The organism is Myxococcus guangdongensis (assembly GCF_024198255.1).
Taxonomy (GTDB): domain Bacteria; phylum Myxococcota; class Myxococcia; order Myxococcales; family Myxococcaceae; genus Myxococcus; species Myxococcus guangdongensis.
Window position 1 is genome coordinate 28318 of sequence record NZ_JAJVKW010000010.1, and the last position, 21723, is coordinate 50040.

The window sequence follows — 21723 nt, forward strand, 5'->3', positions numbered from 1 at the left end:
GTTATTTCGCGCCGGGAGTTCTGGATGTCCACGCTTCAGCTCACTGATTCGTCTCTTCACTACGAAGAGTCTGGGCACGGCATTCCGGTCTTGCTGCTTCATGGCCTCGGCTCGTCCGGCGCGGACTGGGAGCGGGTAACGCCAAGGTTGTCGGGGAATTACCGGCTGGTGGTGCCAGATGCACGGGGGCATGGGACGAGCGGGAAGCCTCCTGGGACGTACGGAGTGCCACTGTTTGCCCGGGATGTCGCGGCGCTGTGCGATGCGCTGGGGTTGAAGCAGGTCCATGTGGTGGGGCTGTCGATGGGCGGGATGATGGGCTTCCAGCTCGCGGTGGACCGGCCGGACCTGGTGCGCAGCCTGGTCATCGTCAACAGCGGGCCGGAGCTGGTGGCCCGCACGCTGCGTCGTAAGTTCGAGTTCGCGCTGCGGCTGACCTTGCTGCGGCTGCTCGGGCCCGCGGGGCTGGCCAAGGTGCTGGCGCCCAAGCTGTTCCCCAAGCCGGAGCAGGAGCCGCTGCGTCAGCGTGCCATCGCGGCGTTCTCCGCCAACGAGCCGGATGCCTACCTGCGCGCCACGCGCGGGCTCGTGGGGTGGAGTGTGATGTCGCGGCTGAAGGACATCACCTGCCCGGTGCTGGTGGTGCACTCCGAGCGCGACTACACGCCCCAGGCCTCGAAGCAGGCGTATGTCGACCTGCTGCCGGACGCGCGCCTGACGGTGCTGGCGGACTCCGGGCATGCCGCGCCGCTGGACCAGCCCGAGGCGCTGTGTGACGCGGTGGAACCCTTCCTCCGCGAAGTCGATGGCGCCGCCGCCGGTGCCGCGCCTGGCGTTCGCGCCGGGCCTTGAGCGAACTCCCCCAAACAGGAGGCTGGACGATGTCGATGCTTCGACGTGGTGGCGCACTCTCGCGGTCGCTGTTCCTGCTCTCGGTGGTGGTGACGCTCGGCGTGGGGGCCCCCGCCCACGCTGGCTCCTGGGTGCACGGCATCCACGTGGGCTCCTCGGGCGCGCGGGGCTACCAGCTCTGGGTGCCCACCGGGTATCAGCCCGGGGCGCCCATGCCGCTCCTGGTGGCGCTGCACGGCTGTCTCCAGAACCCGGACCAGTTCGCGGGCCTCACGCGCCTGAACGAGAAGGCGGACGCGGAGGGCTTCCTCGTCCTCTATCCGAACCAGGCGATGTTCGTGAACGCCACGCAGTGTTGGAACTTCATGCTCGGCACCAACATGGAGCGCGGCAGGGGCGAGCCGGCGCTCATCGTCGGCATGGTGGAGCAGATGAAGCAGCAGTACGCGGTCGACGCGCGCCGCGTGTACGTGGGCGGCGTCTCCGCGGGCGGCGTGCTGACGGGCACGCTGATGGCCTGCTACTCGGACGTGTTCGCCGCGGGCATGGTGGGCGCGGGCGCGATGTACAAGGCGGCCACCACGGTGTCCGGCACCGCCTTCGCCATGCTCTTCGGCAGCATCTACTCGCCGGATGACCGGGGCAAGGACGCGTGGACCTGCTCGGGCCGGCCGCGCCGCACGGTGCCGGTGCTGGTCATGCACGGCACCGAGGACAGCGTCGTCAACCCGCTCAACGGCGAGCAGGCGATGAAGCAGTTCCTGCAGACCAGCGACTACGGTGACGACGGCGTGGCCAACGACAGCGTCCGGGGCACGCCCACCAGCACCGCGACCTTCCGCGCCGCGGGTGGCCGCGACTACACCGTGAAGAACTACGTCTACGGCGGTGAGCTCGTGGGCCAGAAGCTGGAGGTCCGCGGCATGGACCACGCCTGGCCCGGAGGGGATTCGCGCTATCCCTTCGCGGACCCCGCCGGTCCCGACGCCACGACGTTCATGTGGGACTTCTTCAAGCAGCACGCGCTGTAGGCGTCAGTGCTGGTGGCCCAGGCGCACCGCCACCTCGGGGTGCGCCGCGGCGAAGGCGCGCAGCTTCTCGAAGCTCTGGCGGCCGCGCGCCGCGTCGGCGGTGAAGGTGCCCGGCTCCACGTCGTGCTCCCAGCCCCAGCGGGTGTGGCTGGCGTCGCCCACCAGCAGCACGGGGCCCTTCGTGGAGCGCACCAGGTACGCGGTGCTGCCCGGCGTGTGGCCCGGCACCCAGAGCGCCCACACGGAGCCGTCGCCGAAGATGTCCACCGCGCCCTCGAAGAGGCCGTTCGTCTCGGGGGTGTACGTCCACTCGGAGATGGCGGCCTTGCCCGACAGCGCGCGGTCCGTGATGGACTGGGTGAGGAGGTTGAAGAACGAGCGCGGCGTCGTCTCACCCGGGCCCGCGTAGACGGGCGTGCCCGCGGGCACGTCGGCCATGCCGGTGAGGTGGTCCAGGTGCAGGTGCGTCAGGAGCACGCCCGAAAGCGGCCCGGGCTGCTTCGCGAGCCACGCGCCCAGCGGCTCCTTCACCTGCATCTTCTCCTTCACCTTCATGGCGTCGGCGAGCAGGCCGCTCAGGGCCGCCTGCTCCGGCGCGTCGCGCAGCGCGTTCTCCACGCCGGTGTCGACGATGTAGAGCCCCTTCGTCGGGTGGCGCAGCGCGTGGAAGAAGACCTGGATGGGCTCGTCCCCGTCCACCAGGCCCGCGGACTTCGCGGTGGGGTGGCCCAGGTTGACGAGGCCGCTCCGGTCCACGGCCCAGTCCGCCGAGGCGATGGACTCCAGCTCCACCGGACCGGGCTCGTTCAAGCGCGCGAGCAGCTCCACCGAGGGCCGCGCCGCGCCGAGCGTGGAGCGCTGGTGGGGATGCGAGGTGGTCGCGGCGCCCACGAGGACAAGGGTGGCGACGGCGACGAACAGGACGGCGACGGCGGCGAGGACGATGCGCTTGGCGTTCTTCATGGGTGCCAAGGTATCGATGCGCTGCTGCATGGAAAATGGCGATTCTGGTATGGAGCCATGCATTCATGGATATCTCCTGGGATGACGCGCGGCTGTTCCTGGCCATCGCGGAGACGGGCAGCTTCAGCGCGGCGGCGAAGCGGCTGCGCATCGGTCAGCCGACGGTGAGTCGGAGGTTGGCGGCGCTCGAGTACACGGTGGGCGCCAAGCTGTTCCGGCGCGGCGTGGAGGGCGCGGCGCTGACGGCGGCGGGCGAGCGGCTGGTGATGCCGGCGCGGAAGATGGCGGAGTGGGCCGGAGAGCTCCAGCGCGCGGCCGGGTCGAGCGACACGTCACCCAAGGGGCTGGTGCGGGTGACGGCGAGCCCGTTCCTCAGCTTCGACTTCCTGGCGCCCTTCGCGGGCCACGTGGCGAGCAAGCACCCGGGGCTGCGGCTGGAGGTGCAGTCCACCATCCAGTACGCGGACCTGGGGCGCGGCGAGGCGGACCTGGCGCTGCGCACCCAGTGCACGCGCAACACGGACCTCACGTGTCTCTTCGAGCTGGAGGTGCACAACGCGCTGCTCGTCTCGCGTGCGCTCAAGGAGAAGCTGCCCAAGCGCCCCACGCTCCAGCAGCTGCCCTGGGTGGCGTGGGCGCCGCCTTACGAGGCCGTGCCGCCCAATCCGCAGCTCCAGGCGCTCATGCCGAACTTCTCGCCCGCGTTCACCTCGGACAACTACCTGGTGCAGCTGGCGGCGGTGGAGGCGGGCGTGGGGGTGATGATCAGCGGGCACATCCCGCACCGGTTCAGCTCCCTGCGCGAGAGGAACCTGGTGGCGCTCGACATCGACCTGGGGCCCTACGCGAAGAGCGAGCTTCACCTCATCTGCGCGAAGTCGGCGTTGGACATCCCCCGGGTGCGCCGCGTGTCGGAGCTGCTGGTGCAGGAGCTGGAGCGCGCGAGGAAGCGCTGAAGCCTCGCGCGCTGGGGCCCGAGCTTGCGGTGTACCTCCCTCCCGTCAGGGAGGCGTGCCCGGCGGAGGACCCATGCCGCCATCCCAGCCCGGGGGCGGGCCCATGCCACCGTCGCCGCCGGGAGGAGGGCCTCCGCCTCCGCCGCCACCGTTGCCGCCGGGAATCTGGCACTGCGCGGTGTCGAGCGAGGAGCGGATGATGAGGGTCTTCCACGCGAGCAGGGCGCCGTCGTCCTGGCGCGCGGTCTGGAAGAGGTAGTCGTTCACGGACTCGGCGGACACCACGTTGTCGTTGGCGTTGGTCGTGTCGCGGGGGCCGCGCGTGTCGTAGAGCGGCTGGTGGTTGATGATGTCGTCGTTGAGCGCGTCGTCGAAGAAGAGCTGCGACGTCACGTACTCCGCCTCGCCGATGCGCACGGTGAAGTGGATGTGGACGGTGCGGCTGCTGTACCAACCGGGGAAGCAGGTGTCGAAGTCGCAGCGGCCGTCCGCGTCCGTCACCTGCACGCCGCGGAACCAGCGGGCGCTGGTGGCCGAAGGGTCGTCGGAGGTGCAGAAGGTGCTGGCGTCCTCGCCCGAGTAGAGGCCCTCGGGGGCGGCGTGCCAGATGTCGACGGAGGCGCCCTGGATGGGGCGGCACTGGTCGTCGAGGATGCGGAAGGCGAGCCGCACGGGCAGACCGTCATGGCCCTCGCTGATGTCCTGGCGGACCAGGGTTTCGGCGTAGCAGGGGCCCAGGGTGGCGGCGCAGGTGAGGGCGCAGGTGGTGCCCGGGTCCTCGGTGAAGGGGTTGGCGTAGGTGCCCGACATGACGGCGGTGCCGCCGGTGGCCCAGGCGGTGGCGCTGGTGCCGCCGTCGGGGGTGGAGCCCGAGTCGGTGTCGCCTCCGGGGGCGGGGGCGTCCTCGGGGCCGCAGGCGAGCACCTGCACCAGCGGTATCGCCGCCAGCGTCAGGCCCATGCCGCGCAGCACCTTGCGGCGGCTCATGATGGCCGAGGTGAGGGTCTTGGTGTCCTGGTTGCTCATCGCGAGTCCTCTCGAGGGGCCGACGCGTCCGGCCCGAACAGCCCGTGTCCTCGGGCTCGAGAATCGCTATACCCAGGGAGTTCTTAAGCAGACCTTACGTGCCACCCACGGAGACGCGCGCATGACGACACTCAAGGGGAAGACGCTGTTCATCACCGGGGCCAGCCGGGGCATCGGCAAGGCGATTGCGCTGCGCGCCGCTCGGGACGGGGCGAACATCATCATCGCCGCGAAGACGACGGAGCCGCACCCCAAGCTGCCGGGCACCATCTTCACGGCGGCGGAGGAAATCGAGAAGGCGGGCGGCCGGGCGCTCCCCATCGCGGTGGACATCCGTGAAGAGGACCAGGTCATGGCCGCGGTGGCGAAGGCGGTGGAGACGTTCGGCGGTCTCGACGTGCTGGTGAACAACGCGAGCGCCATCCACCTGACGGGCACGGTGGACACGCCGATGAAGCGCTATGACCTGATGCACAGCATCAACACGCGTGGGACGTTCCTGTGCTCGAAGGCGTGCATCCCGCATCTGAAGCGCTCGAGCAATCCGCACATCCTGAACAACTCGCCGCCGTTGAACATGGAGGCGCGGTGGTTCGCGCCGCACGTGGCGTACACGATGGCGAAGTTCGGCATGAGCATGTGCGTGCTGGGCATGGCGGAGGAGCTGCGTGACGACGGCATCGCGGTCAACGCCATCTGGCCGCGCACGGTCATCGCGACGGCGGCGGTGCAGAACCTCTTGGGCGGCGAGGACACCATCAAGGGCAGCCGCTCGCCGGACATCATGGCGGACGCCGCGTACGCCATCCTCACCAAGCCCAGCCGCAGCTTCACGGGCAACTTCTGCATCGACGAGGACGTCCTGCGCGCCGACGGCGTGACGAACTTCGACAAGTATCAATCCGTGCCCGGCGAAGACCTGTTCCCCGACTACTTCATCTGAAGCCGGGGAGCGCAATCCGGGCTCGCCGCGAACACCGCGACGGCGAGCCCGGTCGGCTGGAGGGAAGACGACTCACCCGCGAAGTGTTGGGGAACAGAGCATTCCAGCGTCACTGATTGCACGCTTGTGGACGCGACACTAGAAGCGCAGGCCACTTCCATTCTCCCGCTGAGCACTGATGTCCGAGCAGGACTCCCCCCCGAATCGCGCCGCTGCATTCCTGGATGGCCACCTTGGCGGAGGTGGCGAGATGGCGGACCTGGTCCGCTCCAAGGACTGGTCCCAGACGCCCCTGGGCCCCCTCGAGGGCTGGCCCACCAGCCTGCGCACCATGGTCGGCGTCGTGCTGGGCAACCGCTTCCCCATGCTCCTGTGGTGGGGGCCTCAGCTCCTTCAGATCTACAATGACGGCTATCGCCCCGTGCTGGGCATGAAACACCCCGGCTCGCTCGGCGCCCCCGCGTCCGTCGTGTGGCAGGAAATCTGGGACGTCGTCGGCCCCATGGCGGAGGGCGTGCGCCAGGGCGGCCCCGCCACCTGGAGCGAGCACCTGCAGCTCTTCATCAACAGCCGCGGCTTCCTCGAGGAGACGTTCCACACCTTCTCCTATAGCCCCGTCTACGACGAGGTCGGCGGCGTCGGCGGCGTGCTCGTCACCGTCCAGGAGACCACCGAGCAGGTCCAGGACAACCGCCAGCTCAAGCTGCTCGGTGAGCTGGCCACCAGCTCCGCCTCCGCGAAGACGGCCGAGGAGGCCTGCCAGACGGCCGCGCGCATCTTCTCCGCCTACGACGAGGACCTGCCCTTCACCTTGCTGTACCTGCTCGACGACGACGCCACCCAGGCGCGCTGCGTGGGCTCCAGCGGGCTGGCCGGCTACTCGGGCCCGGCGAAGCCGGAGTCCTGCCCGTTCCACCCCACGCCGGACATGCCCGAGGCCTGGCCCTTCGCGCAGGCCGCGCAGACCGGCCGCGAGGTGCTCGTCGAGGACCTGCGCTCGCGCTTCGGCGCGCTCCCGGGTGGACGCTGGGAAACCCCGCCCTCGCGCGCCGTGGTGTTGCCGCTGTCGCGCTCGGGGCTGGCGCATCCGTATGGCTTCCTCGTCGCGGGGGTCAGCCCCCGACGCACGCTGGACGAGCGCTACCTGGCCCTCTTCCGGCTGGTCGCGGACCCCGTGGTGACGGCCATCGCCAACGCGCGCGCGTACGAAGAGGAGCGCCAGCGCGCCGAGGCCCTGGCCGCCATCGACCGCGCGAAGACGGCCTTCTTCAACAACGTCAGCCACGAGTTCCGCACACCACTGACGCTGATGCTCGGTCCCACCGAGGACGCGCTGGCGTCGTCGTCGCGCGCCCTCTCCGGTGAGGGCCTGGAGACGGTCCACCGCAACGCGCAGCGCCTGTTGAAGCTGGTCAACTCGCTGCTCGACTTCTCCCGCCTGGAGGCCGGCCGCATCCAGGCGCGCTACGAGCCGGTGGACCTGTCCGCCCTCACCGCGGGCCTGGCCAGCGCGTTCCACTCCGCGCTCGAGCGCGCGGGGCTCGGCTTCGACATCGACTGCGCCCCGCTGCCCGAGGCCATCCACGTCGACCAGGACATGTGGGAGAAGATTGTCCTCAACCTCCTCTCCAACGCGCTGAAGTTCACCTTCGAGGGCCGCATCGGCGTCTCCCTGCGCTGGGTGGACGGCCAGGCCGAGCTCCAGGTCTCCGACACGGGCATCGGCATCCCGGAGCGGGAGCTGCCGCGCATCTTCGACCGCTTCCACCGCGTGCAGGGCGCCCGCGCGCGCACGCACGAGGGCTCCGGCATCGGCCTGGCGCTGGTGCACGAGTTGGTCCGGCTGCACGGCGGCGCGCTGTCGGTGGCGAGCACCGAGGGCAAGGGCACCACCTTCACCCTGCGCATCCCCGCGGGCAACGCCCACCTGCCCCAGGAGCACCTGGGCGCTCGCGACACGCGGGCCTCCACCGCCCTGGGCGCCGCGCCCTTCGTGAACGAGGCGCTGCGGTGGCTGCCGGGGGGCCTGGAGGTGGAGTCGCTCGAGCTGGGCGCGGAGGTGCCCGCGGAGGACAAGCGCCCCGACTCCGCGCGCATCCTGCTGGCGGACGACAACGCGGACATGCGCGAGTACCTGAAGTCGCTCCTGTCCCGCTACTGGGAGGTGGAGGCGGTGGCGGATGGCCTCGCGGCGCTCGAGTCCGCGCGGGTGCGTCCTCCGGACCTGGTGCTGACGGACGTGATGATGCCGGGGCTGGATGGCTTCGGGCTCCTGCGCGAGCTGCGCGCCGACGAGCGCACGCGCCACGTCCCCGTCACCATCCTCTCCGCGCGCGCGGGGGAGGAGGCCCGCATCGAGGGCCTGCGCGCCGGCGCCGACGACTACCTGGTGAAGCCCTTCTCCGCGCGAGAGCTGCTGGCGCGCGTGGAGACGCAGCTCACCAAGGCGCGCCTCCAGGCCATCCAGGATGCGCACGGGAAGATGCTCACGCGCGTCTTCCAGTTCGCGCCGGTGGGCATCGCCATCCTGCGCGGCCCCCAGCACGTCTACGAGTTCGTCAACGCGGGCTACCTGCGGCTCATCGCCAACCGGTCCGTGGTGGGCCTGCCCATCGCCCAGGCGCTCCCCGAGCTCGCGGGCCAGGGCATCTACGAGCTGCTCGACAACGCCTACCGCACCGGCGAGCCGTACATCGGCCGCTCCCTGCGGGCGACCATCATCTCCGACGAGGGCGGGCCTCCGCGTGAGCGGTTCTTCGACCTGGTCTACCAGCCCATGCTGGATGACGCGGGCCAGGTGGACTCCATCGTGGTGGTGGCCTTCGACGTGACGGACCTGTCCAACGCCCGGCGCGAGGCGGAGTCCGCCAGCCGCGCCAAGGACGAGTTCCTGGCGATGCTCGGCCACGAGCTGCGAAACCCCCTGGCCCCCATCCTCACCGCGCTCCAGCTGCTGCGGCTGCGCGGCGGCGGGGCCGTGGAGCGCGAGCGCACCGTCATCGAGCGGCAGGTGCACCACCTGGTGCGGCTGGTGGATGACCTGCTCGACGTGTCCCGCGTCACGCGCGGCAAGGTCGTGCTGCGGCGCGAGCGCGTGGAGCTGGCGGAGGTGGTGGCGAAGTCCATCGAGCTGGCCAGTCCCTTGTTGGAGCAGCGCGGCCACCACCTGACGGTGGAGGTGGCGCGCCAGGGCCTGCCGTTGGAGGCGGACCCGACGCGGCTGGCGCAGGTGTTCTCGAACCTCCTGACGAACGCGGCGAAGTACACCGAGCCCGGGGGGCGCATCACGGTCCAGGGCGCGCGCGAGGGGGACGCGCTGGTGGTGAAGGTGCGAGACAACGGCACCGGCATCAGCGCGGAGATGCTGCCGCGCATCTTCGACCTCTTCTTCCAGGAGCGGCAGGAGCTGGACCGCTCCCAGGGAGGCCTGGGCCTGGGGCTCGCCATCGCCCGGAGCCTGGCGTCCCAGCACGGAGGCACCCTCCATGCGGACAGCGAGGGCCGGGGCCAGGGCAGCACCTTCACCGTGCGCCTGCCGTCTCTCGAGGCGGGGGCGGATGTCTCGGCGGTGGTGGCCGCGGAGTCCGAGGCCCCGCGACAGGAGTCGATGCCGATGCCGCACCGGGTGCTGATTGTCGACGACAACCGCGACGCGGCGGACGTGCTGGCCGAGGCGCTGGACATGCTGGGCTGCGAGACGCGCGTCACCTACGACGGCCCCAGCGCGCTCCAGGTGGCGCCCACGTTCCGCCCGGAGCTGGCGCTGCTCGACATCGGCCTGCCCGTGATGGACGGCTACGAGCTGGCGAAGCACCTGCGCACCCAGCGGCCGGACGGCGGGCTCCAGCTGGTGGCGGTGACGGGCTACGGCCAGGAGTCGGACCGGTTGCGCTCAAAGGAAGCCGGCTTCGACGCGCACCTGGTGAAGCCCATCGACTTCAACACCCTGGGCTCGCTGCTCAAGCGCCTGGGGCCCGTCTCCTGACGGACGGGGGAATCCACGGCATGGCGGCTGCGCTATGCTGTGGGCCTCCGTATGGCTTTGGGGGAGGCCCGGGGAGAACAGACGAGGCGTTCGGGATGAGCAGCGACGTGGCGGCAGCGAAGGACGGAGTGGTGGTTCTCGATTACGCGAAGCTGGTGGAGGGCGCGGACCTGTCCGCGGACATCGCCCGCGCGTATGGCCCGGATGGCATCGGCCTGCTCATCGTCCGGGGCATTCCTGGGCTGGTGGAGCTGCGCCAGGGGTTGTTGCCGCTGGGCTTCCGCTTCGCCGCGCTGCCCAACGAGGTGAAGGACCGCTACGTCCACGAGCGCAGCAGCTACTCGTTCGGCTGGAGCCACGGCAAGGAGGTCCTCAAGCCCGGCCAGTTCGACGAGTTCAAGGGCTCCTACTACAACAATCCCCAGTACGACGCGCCCGCGGTGGCGCCGGCGCTGGTGGAGAAGTACCCGGAGAACTACCTGCCCAACGTGTGGCCGGACGCGGACTTCCCCGCGCTGCGCCCCGCCTTCCAGTCGCTGGGGCGGAAGATGGTGGACGTGGGCCTGCTGGTGGCCGCGCAGTGCGACCGCTACGTGAAGGCGAAGCTGGGGGAGCGGCTGTCCCCGGACGCGAGCCTCGCGCGCACCATCCGCGAGTCGCGCGCGTGCAAGGCGCGGCTGCTCTACTACTTCGCCATCAACGAGGACGCGACGCCGCGCACGCGCGACTCGTGGTGCGGCTGGCACAGCGACCACGGCTCGCTGACGGCGCTGTGTCCCGCCATGTACTTCGACGCGGAGCCCGGCGCCCCGGAGCCTGGACGCCAGGACATCCCGGTGCCGGACCCGGACGCGGGCCTCTACGTGCGCACGCGCAGCGGCGAGGAGCGCAAGGTGGTCATCCCCAAGGACTGTCTGGCGTTCCAGATTGGCGAGAGCGCGCAGATCGTGACGGGGGGGCTGCTGCGCTCCACGCCGCACGCGGTGCAGGCGCTGGCCCATCCGGCGAGCCGCAACATCTCCCGCTCCACCTTCGCCGTCTTCATGCAGCCCGACAACGAGGAGCACCTGCGCGCGCCGGAGGGCACGGACCCCGCGGAGGCGCGCGTGGGCGCCTTCCAGCCGGGGATGACCTTCGGCGACTTCGCGCGCGCCACCTTCGCGCGGTTCTACAACCCGTACGCGTGAGTCCCGCTCGCGCGGGGTGTCGCTTCGGCTTCAGAAGACGGACACCTCGCGCAGCTGGGAGAAGTACCCGCGAGTCTGTGTGGGCAGACCCGGGACGGGGCCGAGCGAGAACACCCGCACCTGGTCCACGCGCGGCGCGCCCTCGGTGAGGGGGATGTCCACGTCCCGCTCGAACGCGATTTGCGTCGCGACGTCATCCGCGTAGGGCGCGTCACCCAGCTCCGGAATCGGCGCGCTCTGGCCCAGGGGCACCCAGGCACCCCCGTCGAGTGAGCCCTCCACGTGGAAGACCTCCTGGGGCCGCGTGCTGGAGTGGCCACGAATCAGCACGCGCCTCGGGTGGACGGGCTCGCGCAACCGGAAGATGAGTTCATCCTTCAGCGAGCCGTAGGGCGAGACGGGCACCCGCTGCGACTCGAGCTTCCCGTCGGTGAAGGGACAGGGCTCCACCACGCCCTCGTCCGTCTCGCACGGCTGCCCGCGGCTCACGGGGACGACGCCGGTGAAGGGCAGCGGCACCGGGGGCGCCTCGTGCACGTCCGTGTAGCCGAGCCCGCTCTGAATCCACGAACGCTCCCCGCGAGCCCGGGCCTGCACGTACGCGAACGGTGACGCGAAGTCCTCCAGCATCTCCGGTCCGAGGAACGCCTCGCTGGAGCGCGTGTCCTGCGTCCACACCACGCCCCACTCGCCGCGCGCCTGCAGGGCATAGGTGTGCGGAGGGATGTCCGCCAGGGCGGGCACGTCCACCCAGGACAGGCGCACGCCGCTGGTGTGTGGATGGGATTGCACGCGACTGTCCCAGCGGCGCAGGGGAGGCAGGTCGGCGTCCCGGGTGAAGTGGAACCGGAGGAAGTCCCTCGCGCCATCGACGGGAGGCAGGTCGAGCCTGAAGGTATCGACATTGGCCCAGGGCGTGGGGCGGTCCAGTCCGTCCGCGCCGGTGTCTCGCGCGGTCAGCTCGAACAGGAACAAGCCCTCCGCGTCGGGCGTCACCTGGGCCCAGGGCTCGTACGCCAGCGTGGGGCGTCCGGTGGGGGGCTGGCCCGGGAGTGGCGCCGTGCCGGGGAGCTTGCGCGGGCGCAGCAGCGTCAGCGGGCCGCCGCGCCAGGGTGTGCCGTCCAGCTCCAGCACGGTGCCGGAGAGGAAGACGGGGGAGTCGGGCTCCAGCGCGCAGCCGGAGGCGAGGAGGACGAGCGGCAGGAGGGCGCGTGGCGTGCGCATGTCAGAAGGTCCCCTTGGCGCCGAGCGTGGGCAGAATCACCGGGATGCCGAAGGGCTTGCGCTTCAAGCGCACGGGCTGGCCGTCTTCGCCCTCGTAGCCGTAGTCGTGCGAGAGCACCTCGCTGCGCGCGGTGACGTTGAAGACATCCAGATACACGTCGAGGAGGAACTGGTCGAAGACGATGGTGCGCGAGGCGCGGAAGTCGAGACGGAAGAACGCGGGCAGGCGGTCCACGGCGCCTCGGCCCACGGGCTTCCACTCGGGCTCGCCGTCCGCGTCCACGCCCTCGCGCATGGTGCGGTAGCCGAACTGGCCCGTCTCCGGACGGCCGGTGTTGAAGTGCGCCACCGTGCCCAGGGTGACGAAGTCGAAGCGGTAGCTGAGCGCGGCGTTGAGCGAGTGCGCCTGCTCGAAGGTGTACGGCAGATAGCCCTCGGCCATGCCGAGCTCCTCGCCATTGGGGCCCACCTTCGCGTAGCGCTCGAAGCGCTTGCTCTGGTTGAAGCCATACGTGAGCCAGCCGAACCAGCGGCGGCCCAGCGGACGGCGCACCATCAACTCCAGGCCGTAGCTGTGGCCGTGGCGCTCCACGTCCTCGGCCTCGAGTCCTCGGCGGCGCAGGTTGCTCAGCACGTCCTCGAAGTTGAACTCCAGCGTGCGCAAGAGCGGATTGAAGTAGCCCTCCGCCGTCACCTCCCAGCCGTTGACGGGGCGCCACTCCGCGCCGAGCGAGAACTGCGCCGCGCGCTGGAGCCCTCGTTCGAGCGCGAGCATCTCGCCCGCGGGCACGGGCAGCAGCACGGTGGCGGGCTGGTGATACAGGCCCGCGCCTGCCTTCAGCGTGAGGCTCTCCGTGAGCGCGTGCCGCACGGCGACCCGGGGCTCCAGCGCCAGCCGCGTCCGGTCTCCGAAGCCGTGGTAGCTGTCGAGCCGCAGTCCTGGCACCAGCACCCAGCGCTCGGAGGGCGTGTACGTGAGCTGTGTGCCCACGCCCGCGAAGGTGCCCAGGATGCCGGGGCGCGAGTACGCGTCCTTCCCGTCGAAGGGGCCCACGGGGCGGAACCGGCCGGTGGCGCGCATGCTCGCCTCGCGGCGCTCCGCGTGGCTGAAGAGCTCCAGCTTCAACGCCGCCATGAGCTCCCGCGTGTAGCCCGCGCGCAGGGCCACGCTGCCCTGCGAGAGCTCGTAGTGGCCCAGGGAGGTGCCTCCCCGGCCGTAGGCGAGGCCGAGCCTGTCATACCCGAGCGTCAGGCCCACCTCGGCTTCGCCCCCTCGAAGGGGTGACGGCCCCGCAGGTCCAGGCGATGGAACAACAGACCCACGCCTCCTTCGTTGTGGTTCTGGGACTCGCGCGAGGTGAGGCCCACCGCGTCCGAGGTTCCCAGCGCGAGCAGGCGCAGCTGGCCCTGGCCCGCGCGCTGCTCCACGCGGGCCTGGTAGTCCCAGTAGTCCGCATAGACCTTGGGCTCGCCGCCGTCGCGGTACACGGTGCCGTCGCCCGCGGTGTACGTGGAGGGCGCGTTGACGGCGTTGACGACGCGGGTGATGAGCAGGCCCGTGTAGCTGACACGCGCGGCGGCGGCGACGGTGGTGCCCGTCTCGGGGATGGGCACCTCGAGGAAGGCGCCAGCCTGGAGGAGGTCCGCGTAGGCGCTGCCGTGGAGGCCCTCTTCGCGAGGCCGGCTCACGTGCGCGTCCACCGCGCCGCCGAGGAGGCTGCCGTAGCGCGCGGAGGGGACACCGACCTGGAAGTCGAGGGACTCGACGAGGTCCGGGTACACCACCGCGTTGCCGACCATCAGGTGGTAGAGGAAGGGCACGCGCACGCCGTCGACGAAGAAGGCGCTGGCCGCGGGCTGGACGCCGCGCACCACGGGATACGAGAGCCCGGAGGCGAGCGTCGTCACGCCGGGCATCAACATCACCACGCGGAACGGGTCGCCCATGGTGCCGGGGACTTCGCGCAGCTCCTGCTCGTGCAGCGTGACGCGGGAGACCTCGGTGCGTGGACGGTCCGCGCGCACCACCGTCTCGTAGGGATTCACCGCGAGGGGTTCCAGCGTGTAGTGCACCTCCAGTCGCTGCCGGGCCTCGAGCGTCTCGGTGAGGTACAGCAGGCGGTGGCCCGGCGCGGTGATTCTCAGCGCGTGGGCGCCGGGGGGAAGCTCCAGTCGGAACAGGCCCTGTGCGTCGGCCTCGACCATCGCCGTGTCGGTGCGGAGGATGGCGCCGGCGAGCGGCTTGCGACTGCCCTTGGCGCGCACGCGGCCCGTGAGCACCGCGCGGGTGTCCTCCACGGGCGGGGGCTCGAAGCGGTAGGTGAAGGGCACGCGCACGGCGATGGGGTGCCCCTGCGACGTGGCGGGGTGGAAGCGCAGGTGCGGCGCGGCGTGCAGCGCGGAGCGGGCGAGCGCGGCCGGAGGCTCACCGATGACCCGGGCCTCGACGACTTCGCCGGCTTCGTCGAGGGTGAGTTCCAACTCGACGGAGACAGGCCCGTCGAGGACATGACCCACGGGGAGCCGCGCCGGGGCGTCCTGGGCGAGGGTGGGAGGCACGAGGGCCGAGGGCTCGTCGGGAGACGAGCCCTGCGCCGGGAGGACACCCAGGAGCAGCAGGATGAGGAGGCCGAGGCGTGTCATCGCGGGGGAAGGGCAGACAATCCTTCCATACGCGGGCTCGTCAGGATTCAGGTCGTTGCCAGGTGATGAGGAGGTTCCGATTCACCCACCACGGAACTGTGTCGGTGTGCCGACTGAGGAGCGGATTGCAGCGAGGGGAGCAGGTCTGTCGATTCACCGGGCGCGGAGTGGGGCCCCTGTCGGAAAGACAAGGGTGGTCGAGCTGGGACGGCGACTCACGGCTTCGAGCTGCAAGAGGAGAGGTCGAGCCCTCCGCGTGTGCGGTCCCCATGGCGCGAGGCGCTGCACGACGGTGGAGGTCTCCCTGGGCCTCGACGCGGAGGCGCGTCGCGATGGCGGAGGCCATCCGAGGAGACGACTCCGCTCCGGAGCGTGGCTCACGGAGCGGTGAGGCGTTCGACCTCGAGTCAGAGGTTCGAGGCGCTGAGCCGTCGGGCGCACCATGCATCCACGGCAGTGGCGCCGAGGACGAAGGCGACGGCGCCCGCGACGTTCTCCCGGCGAGGGCTGTGCTTCCCCGCTGGGCCGAGGCTCGCGAGGTCCAGCAAGTCTCCACCCACGCGGGCCCAGACCCATGGCGTGGGATTGGCGCGGGTCAGGATGCCAACACCCGCGGCGATTTCGCGCAGGCCATAGGCGCGCAGCAGCCCGGTGCCTCGTCGTACGCCCAGAAAGCGGGCCAGCGCACCGGGCGCCACCAGCTCACTCAAACCCAGCCCGATGCTCACCCATCCGAGCACCTTCGCCACTTTCATTGCGTTCATGATGACTCCTTCCGAGGACCGACCGGATGGTCGCGCCCGACGTGTGAGGAAAGGATGGGGGCTCGGTTGGCGCGGTGACGCCGAGGGTCGCCTGCCTGCGTGCCGGATGGACGGCTGGCGGGCCCGGTGCGGAGCGCATGGTGGGGCGCGAGGGCACCGTGGATTCCCGGCCCGGTGCCGCCCTGGAAGTGTCGCCCGTGCACGGGCTGGAGTAGGTACGAGGGTGATGCTCACCCGGTCCTCTCGTCGCCTTGGGTTGCTGTGCCTCCTGCTCGTCTGCGCCGCGTGCGCGCGTGCGCCCCGTCCCGCCGTCACGCGTCCCCAGGATGCGCTGGTCGCCGAGCTCGCCTCCAACGTGGAGCTCATGGACGACGCGGACACGGCGTCGCTGCGCGTGGCGTTGGACCAGAGCCTCATCTGGCTGCGGACCCGGCCCGTGGACCATCGCTTCGTCTACGGACCTCGCGAGGTGACGGCCGGTGAGCTGGTCGCCGCGCTGGAGCGACTGCGCGCGCGACTGACGGACACGATGTCCTCGCTCGAGGTGTCCAAGGCGGTGATGGAGGACTTCGAGCTGCTCGAGTCCGCGGGCGGCGAGGATGGAACGGTGCTCTTCACCGGCTATTACGAGCCGGTCATCGAGGCGAGCCTCGCGCCGACGGACGAGTACCGCATCCCCGTGCTCTCCGCGCCGGACGACCTCATCGAAGTCCCATTGGAGCCCTTCGCGGAGCGCTTCGCCTCCGAGCGCGTCTTCGGCCGACTCGAGGGCAAGCGCGTCGTCCCCTACTGGAACCGCGCGGAGATTCGTGGAGGCAAGCTGGGCCAGCGCAAGCTGGAGCTCGCGTGGGTGAGGGACCCGGTGTCGCTGTTCTTCATGGAGGTGCAGGGCAGCGGCACGTTGCGCCTCATCGACGGCACCGAGCGCCGCGTGGGCTACGCCGCGTCGAACGGGCGCCCGTACCGCAGCATCGGCGCGCTGCTCATCCAGGAGGGCGCCATCCCTCGCGAGCAGATGTCCATGCAGGCCCTGCGCGCGTGGCTCGCGGCGAACCCGGACGAGCGCGAGCGCGTGCTCGACTACAACGAGTCCTATGTCTTCTTCCGCTTCCTGCCGGGGGCCGCGGTGGGCTCCCTGGGACGAGAGGTGACGCCGGGGCGCTCCATCGCCACCGACGCGCGCCTGTTCCCCAAGGGCGGCCTCGCCTTCATCCACACGGACCATCCGGTGCGGATGGCGGACGGCTCGGTGCAGTGGCGGCCGCTGTCGCGCTTCGTCTTCAACCAGGACACGGGCGGCGCCATCCGGGGCGCGGGCCGCGTGGATGTCTTCTGGGGCCGAGGCTCCCAGGCCGAGCTGGCCGCCGGCATGATGAAGCAGAAGGGACGTCTGCTCTTCCTCGTGCCGAAGCCCCGCGCCCCCGCCGTGACGGCGCGGTGACGCGGGGCATGGATTCGCGCTAGCGAGTGGCCACGCCGGCCTTCTTCAGCTCCTCATCGATGACGCGGCGGAACTGGTCCACCGGCACCGCGCCGATGATGGGCCGGCCGTTGATGAAGAACGTGGGCGTCCCCCCGGCGCCCACGCGCGTGCCCTCGCGCGAGTCCTCGGCGATGACCGTGTCGAACTTCCCGGAGTCGAGCGCCTTGTTGAAGCGCGCCACATCCAACCCGAGCTGCTTCGCGTAGTCCTCGAGCGCGGGCCGCTGGAGCTGGCGCTGGTTGGCGAAGAGCAGGTCGTGGAACTCCCAGAACTTCCCCTGCTCATGCGCCGCCAGGGACGCCGCGGCCGCGAGCTTCGCGTTCGGGTGGTTGGGCAGCGGCTGGTGCTTGAAGGCCACGCGCAGCTTGCCCTCGTACTCCTTCTCCAGCGTCTTGAGCGTGGGCACGGCGCGCGAGCAGAACGGGCACTCGAAGTCCGACCATGCCACCAGCGTGACGGGCGCGTTGGCGGGGCCGCGCGAGGGGGCCTTGCCCACCTCCACCTGCTGGCGAGGCGCCTCCTCGGGCGTGGGCGGCGCGGGCGGGCGCTCCACGCCGCGCTCGATGGTGCGCGCGTAGACCTCCGCGCGCGGCACGCCGCCCTTCACCAGCGCCTCCGCCTTCGCCAGCTCCTCGTCGATGACGCCGGTGAAGACCTCCACGGGCTGCGCGCCGTTGATGAAGCGCCCGTTGACGAAGAAGGCCGGGGTGCCGGTGGCGCCGACCTGCAGGGCCAGCGTCTCGTCGCGGCGCACGCGCTCGGCGAGCTTGGGGTCCAGGCGGTCCTTCTTCCAGCGCTCCACATCCAGCCCCAGCTCCTTCGCGTAGCGCTCCAGGTCCTCCTCCTTCTGCGCGCGCAGGTTGGCGAAGAGGACGTCGTGGTACTCCCAGAACCTGCCCTGCTCGGCGGCGGCCAGCGCGGCGAGGGCGGACGGGAGGGCGCGCGGGTGCATGTCCAGCGGGTGGTGCTTCATCACCAGGCGCAGCTTGTCGCCGTAGCGCTGCTGGAGCTGCTTCACGGTGCCGTGTCCGCGCGAGCAGAAGGGGCACTCGTAGTCGGAGAACTCCACCAGCGTGACGAGCGCGGACTCGGAGCCCTGGCTGTGCGAGCCATCCAGGGGGACCTTGTAGACGACGGGCGAGATAGGAGGCCGCTGCCGGGCGGCGGTCGGGGCCGCGGCCGCGGACGGCGCGCGCGGAGCTTCCGCGCCCCTGGCGGCGGGCGCGGGCGCGAACGTGCGTCCTCCCACGAACCCCAACACGAGCCCCACGACGAGGCTCACCCACACCGATGACTTGTTCACGACGCGACTCCCGGAATGAAGACACACCCCGGGCGCGGTTGGCCCGAGCCACCGAGGGGCCAGGCGCGTGAGGCCCGGCGTCCCTTCAGTGCGTCGAGGGCGCGGGAAGTTTCAGCGTGCTTTTCCGACGCGCGACGAAGCGGGGCGCCGACGCGTCAGCCGAGTCGACGGCGGACCTCGTCGTCCCCGGAGGTGAAGGGCGCGGGGAGCGTCCAGAGCGCCGAGGGGTGGCGGTAGCCCAGCTCGAAGGCGGTGAGGATGGCGGGCCAGCGGTCCGCGAGGAGGGCCCAGTTGTACTCGGTGGGCTTCGAGGTGAGCGGGTTGGCGTCCCGGTCGCGCTGCGTGGCCGCGTAGTCGGCGAAGTTCCACGCCACCGTGCCCAGCTCCAGGCGCAGCAGCGGCGTCATCGCCAGGGTGAGGTCCGCGCGGGGGATTTCACCGGGGAGCCGCTCGGGCGGCGTGAAGGCGGGTTGCACGGCGTCGGCCTGCTCGCGCCAGGCGAAGCAGTTGTTGGCGACCTTGACGAGCGCATCCCGCGCGGCGGGGCCGGGGCACTGCCTCGCGCGCTCCAGCAGGGCGAAGCCCGCCACCACGAGGCTCATGGCGGACATGCCCGGAAAGCGGCGCGCGAAGTCGGAGGGCGCGGGCGTCTGGTGGGTGAGGCCCTGCAGGACGGTGAAGGCGTGCTGGGCCTCGTCGGGCTTCGCGCCCGCGAGGGTGAAGTCGCTCAGCACGTGCTCGGGGGTGACGCCGACGGTGTCGGGTCTCCAATCGAGGTAGCGCAGGGCCGCGCCGCCGATGTCGGTGAAGATGGCGACGTTGCCCTCGTTGAGCATGCGCTCCAGGGTGATGGCGAGCGACTCCGCCTTGTCGAGCGGGAGGATGCCCGGGGCCTGGAAGAACAGCCGCGCGAAGCGATGCGCGGTGGCCCAGAGCGTGCGCGGGTCTCCGAGCGGCTCCAGGTTCATGGCCCCCGCGAGCGCGCCGAGCGCGGTGGCCGCGTCCTGGGGCAGGCCATGTCCACCGAGGGCCTCGGAGAGCTTCTCCGCGCCCTGTCGCGCGCTGCCCGTGAGGCCCATGCGGTCATACGTCCGGGCGGGGCCGGGGAGGGCCTCACCCTGCGCGAGGTCGATGATGCGTCGGGCGATGGCCGCGCCGAGCATGCCCTTGCCGGCCTCGTGCGAGGCGTGGATGGCGAAGGCGAACCAGCCCGGAGTCGCCTGGCTGCCGTGCGTCGGATGGAACTCCGGGTCCACCAGCTCCTGGAGCGTGCGCGCCAGGTGCGTGTAGCCCTGGGTGATGAAGCGGTTCTGCTGGAGCGGTGTGCCGGCGGGGACCTCCGTCACCGGCGCGAGCAGCTCCGGCGCGGGCTCGCTCAGGGCGTTGGCGGACGGGGGCCAGTTCGGAACACGAAACCCGGGTTGGGTGGGCGTCTCCTCGGGGGATTTCGTCGTGATGGCCGTGCTCCGGAGCCAGGGTGGGGCCGCACTATCGCCGGATTCGCGTCGGCAGGCAGGTGTGTTGCCCGACCTGGAGCCGGAGGGGCGCTTTCCCGGTGGCCTGCTCCCCGTGCGCCGGCCTGCCCTGTCGCTGGTTGTCCATGGGGGGGCAGGCCCCATCTTCCAGGGACGAGGGGAGGCTGTGACATGCGTCGGAGCGCGGCTGGGATGGCGGTGGCAATCACGGGCTTCTCCGTCCTGTTGTGCGGCGGGGGGTGCACGGCGAACGCGCGATCGAACGAGGACGCGGAGCCTGCGGCGGCGACGGAGCCCCGGCGTCAGGCGACGCCCTCGGAGGGCGAGGTGTCCGAGCTGTGGAACAGCGTCTCGGGCCTGCGCGCGGAGGTGCGCGAGCTGCGCCGGGAGGTCTCGAAGCTGCGCGCCCAGGTGGACGCGGGAGGGACCAACGGCGCGGGCGCTCGGGCACAAGGCACCGGCGGCTCGGGTCCGACGACCGCCGACCGTGAGCCCGCGTCACCGGCGCGCGCTGCTCGGGCCGACGACGCACGGGCGACGGCGAGCGATGCCTCGGCGCGCGCGGGCAACACAGGCGCCGCGTCGGACGAAGGCGCATCCGCGCAAGGCACGGGCGGCTCGGGCACGCAGCCACGTCCCGAGGACGGAACGGGCACGGCGCGCGACGTACCGCCCGCGGGGACGAACGTGCCGGCGCCGGTGGGCACCGCGGTGGTGACGGCCACGTATTCGGGCGTGGTGCGCTCGGTGGCGCCGCCGGACGTGGTCATCGGGCAGGACTCCGGTGAGGCGCTGACGCTGGAGGTCGGTCCCCGGACACGCGTGCTGCGCGAAGGCCGAAGCATCGGCGTGCGGGACCTGGACCCGGGAGACCGTGTCTACGCGGTGGTCGACATGGTGGGGCAACACGAGACGATGGAAATCTCGGTGGTGCGGAAGGAGGCCCCCGAGGACTGAGGGCGAGGGGTCCGCTCGCGTCAGTCGTCCGCTCCCAGCCTCGTCGTCGCACGAAGGGAGGTTCCCGTCATGACGGCCTTTGACCGATACCGCGCACTGTTGCGCAAAGTCTCGAATGTGCGAGCGCGACATCCGGAGGGTGGCTCGCCCGAGGAAGATGCCTTGCTGGACGACCTGGACGACGTCTGGTCGGAGATGAGCGAGGGTGAGCGCGCCGCGGTGTCCTCCGAGCGCGCCCAGACCCTGGGGCTCTCGGAGTCGGAGGACTCCGCGCCGCCGCCCCCGGGCTGATTACTTGCGAGCCGTGGGCATGGGCGTCCCCCGCGTCCCATGCCCGTCGCCCACGGGCGGCCGCGCGGCCTCGCGAGGCTTCATCCGGGCCCGCAGCACCGCGCGCGTGTAGTCCACCACCGACGCCAGCGACAGCAGGGCGATGAGCGCCACCAGCGGGCGCACCGCCGGGGGGAACAGCAGCACGCACAACAGCGCGAGCAACTGCAGCGAGGTGACCACCTTGCCGAGCATCCGCGCCTTGAGCTCCACGCGCCGCAGGGCGGGCACCAATCGCGCGACGAGGAAGCCCACCGCGGTGCCGATGTCCCGCACGAGCAGGAGCAGCACCTCCGGCAGCGACACCAGCCCGTCCAGGTAGCACACCAGGATGGCCGTCACCATGAAGGCGCGGTCGGCCACCGGGTCGATGAGCGCGCCCAGCCGCGTGGCCAGCCCCTTGTTGCGAGCAATCCATCCGTCCAGGAAGTCCGACAGCGCCGCCAGCACGACGAGCGTCGCCCGCACCCTCGCGTCGGGCACGACGATGAAGGCCACCGCCATGGGCAGCCGGGACAGCGACAGGATGTTGAGCAGCACGAGGCTCGCCTGGCGGCGCATCTTCTTGGAAAGGTAGTGCTCGCCCGTGGTCACGCACCTG

The 21723-nt window shown here is 71.2% G+C and carries 18 protein-coding genes; 9 read left to right on the forward strand and 9 right to left on the reverse strand.

The genetic code is table 11. The features are described 5' to 3' along the window. The first annotated feature begins 24 nt into the window (after nucleotides 1-24). Together LXT21_RS27855 and LXT21_RS27860 are read left to right on the forward strand one after the other, a co-directional pair. The gene (locus tag LXT21_RS27855; protein ID WP_254041225.1) at nucleotides 25-852 is read left to right on the forward strand and encodes an alpha/beta fold hydrolase; all 828 of its coding nucleotides are present in this window, start codon (nucleotides 25-27) and stop codon (nucleotides 850-852) included. A 29-nt stretch (nucleotides 853-881) separates the two neighbouring features. After that, complete coding sequence (locus LXT21_RS27860) at nucleotides 882-1883, forward strand: extracellular catalytic domain type 1 short-chain-length polyhydroxyalkanoate depolymerase (protein WP_254041226.1); 1002 nt, start codon at nucleotides 882-884, stop codon at nucleotides 1881-1883. Between the two features lie 3 nt (nucleotides 1884-1886). Here LXT21_RS27860 and LXT21_RS27865 read toward each other — a convergent pair whose 3' ends face one another. Next, nucleotides 1887-2846: an MBL fold metallo-hydrolase gene (locus LXT21_RS27865; RefSeq protein ID WP_254041227.1), complete on the reverse strand. Its 960-nt coding sequence runs from the start codon at nucleotides 2844-2846 to the stop codon at nucleotides 1887-1889. 65 nt (nucleotides 2847-2911) lie between these two features. Here LXT21_RS27865 and LXT21_RS27870 point away from each other — a divergent pair, with 65 nt between their 5' ends. Then, a complete protein-coding gene (locus LXT21_RS27870) occupies nucleotides 2912-3802 on the forward strand; it encodes a LysR family transcriptional regulator (RefSeq protein WP_254041228.1) in 891 nt (296 codons plus the stop codon). A gap of 45 nt (nucleotides 3803-3847) precedes the next feature. On the opposite strand, the gene LXT21_RS27875 is transcribed toward LXT21_RS27870, so the two are convergent. Then, nucleotides 3848-4828 carry a dioxygenase family protein gene (locus LXT21_RS27875; protein WP_254041229.1) on the reverse strand — a complete coding sequence of 327 codons (981 nt, stop codon included), beginning with the start codon at nucleotides 4826-4828 and terminating at the stop codon, nucleotides 3848-3850. A gap of 121 nt (nucleotides 4829-4949) precedes the next feature. Here LXT21_RS27875 and LXT21_RS27880 point away from each other — a divergent pair, with 121 nt between their 5' ends. From LXT21_RS27880 to LXT21_RS27890, 3 genes are all read left to right on the forward strand, one after another. Then, nucleotides 4950-5771 carry an SDR family oxidoreductase gene (locus LXT21_RS27880; RefSeq protein WP_254041230.1) on the forward strand — a complete coding sequence of 274 codons (822 nt, stop codon included), beginning with the start codon at nucleotides 4950-4952 and terminating at the stop codon, nucleotides 5769-5771. 250 nt (nucleotides 5772-6021) lie between these two features. After that, nucleotides 6022-9756, forward strand: a complete 3735-nt coding sequence (locus LXT21_RS27885; RefSeq protein WP_254041231.1) for an ATP-binding protein — start codon at nucleotides 6022-6024, stop codon at nucleotides 9754-9756. A gap of 95 nt (nucleotides 9757-9851) precedes the next feature. After that, entirely contained in the window at nucleotides 9852-10943 is a 1092-nt protein-coding gene (locus LXT21_RS27890; RefSeq protein WP_254041232.1) for an isopenicillin N synthase family oxygenase, read from the forward strand. A 30-nt stretch (nucleotides 10944-10973) separates the two neighbouring features. On the opposite strand, the gene LXT21_RS27895 is transcribed toward LXT21_RS27890, so the two are convergent. From LXT21_RS27895 to LXT21_RS27910, 4 genes are all read right to left on the reverse strand, one after another. After that, on the reverse strand, nucleotides 10974-12167 hold the full coding sequence (locus LXT21_RS27895) for a hypothetical protein (protein WP_254041233.1): 1194 nt from the start codon (nucleotides 12165-12167) through the stop codon (nucleotides 10974-10976). A 1-nt stretch (nucleotide 12168) separates the two neighbouring features. Next, nucleotides 12169-13425 carry a TonB-dependent receptor plug domain-containing protein gene (locus LXT21_RS27900; protein WP_254041234.1) on the reverse strand — a complete coding sequence of 419 codons (1257 nt, stop codon included), beginning with the start codon at nucleotides 13423-13425 and terminating at the stop codon, nucleotides 12169-12171. Then, nucleotides 13416-14810 carry an energy transducer TonB gene (locus tag LXT21_RS27905; protein ID WP_254041235.1) on the reverse strand — a complete coding sequence of 465 codons (1395 nt, stop codon included), beginning with the start codon at nucleotides 14808-14810 and terminating at the stop codon, nucleotides 13416-13418. The genes LXT21_RS27900 and LXT21_RS27905 overlap by 10 nt, the downstream gene beginning before the upstream one ends. A 407-nt stretch (nucleotides 14811-15217) precedes the next feature. Next, complete coding sequence (locus LXT21_RS27910) at nucleotides 15218-15574, reverse strand: hypothetical protein (protein WP_254041236.1); 357 nt, start codon at nucleotides 15572-15574, stop codon at nucleotides 15218-15220. Nucleotides 15575-15800: 226 nt separating this feature from the next. On the opposite strand from LXT21_RS27910, the gene mltA reads away from it, so the two are divergent. Next, nucleotides 15801-17015, forward strand: coding sequence for a murein transglycosylase A (mltA, locus tag LXT21_RS27915; RefSeq protein WP_254041535.1), 1215 nt, complete (start codon nucleotides 15801-15803; stop codon nucleotides 17013-17015). 19 nt (nucleotides 17016-17034) lie between these two features. Here mltA and LXT21_RS27920 read toward each other — a convergent pair whose 3' ends face one another. Further along, a complete protein-coding gene (locus LXT21_RS27920) occupies nucleotides 17035-18360 on the reverse strand; it encodes a DsbA family protein (RefSeq protein ID WP_254041237.1) in 1326 nt (441 codons plus the stop codon). 155 nt (nucleotides 18361-18515) lie between these two features. Beyond that, complete coding sequence (locus tag LXT21_RS27925; protein ID WP_254041238.1) at nucleotides 18516-19706, reverse strand: hypothetical protein; 1191 nt, start codon at nucleotides 19704-19706, stop codon at nucleotides 18516-18518. Nucleotides 19707-20027: 321 nt separating this feature from the next. On the opposite strand from LXT21_RS27925, the gene LXT21_RS27930 reads away from it, so the two are divergent. Together LXT21_RS27930 and LXT21_RS44930 are read left to right on the forward strand one after the other, a co-directional pair. Then, the gene (locus LXT21_RS27930) at nucleotides 20028-20792 is read left to right on the forward strand and encodes a hypothetical protein (protein ID WP_254041239.1); all 765 of its coding nucleotides are present in this window, start codon (nucleotides 20028-20030) and stop codon (nucleotides 20790-20792) included. A gap of 162 nt (nucleotides 20793-20954) precedes the next feature. After that, nucleotides 20955-21083, forward strand: a complete 129-nt coding sequence (locus LXT21_RS44930) for a hypothetical protein (protein WP_256572057.1) — start codon at nucleotides 20955-20957, stop codon at nucleotides 21081-21083. On the opposite strand, the gene LXT21_RS27935 is transcribed toward LXT21_RS44930, so the two are convergent. After that, nucleotides 21084-21683 (reverse strand): CDP-alcohol phosphatidyltransferase family protein, encoded by a 600-nt coding sequence (locus tag LXT21_RS27935; RefSeq protein ID WP_254041536.1) that lies wholly within the window; start codon nucleotides 21681-21683, stop codon nucleotides 21084-21086. Between the last annotated feature and the right edge of the window lie 40 nt (nucleotides 21684-21723).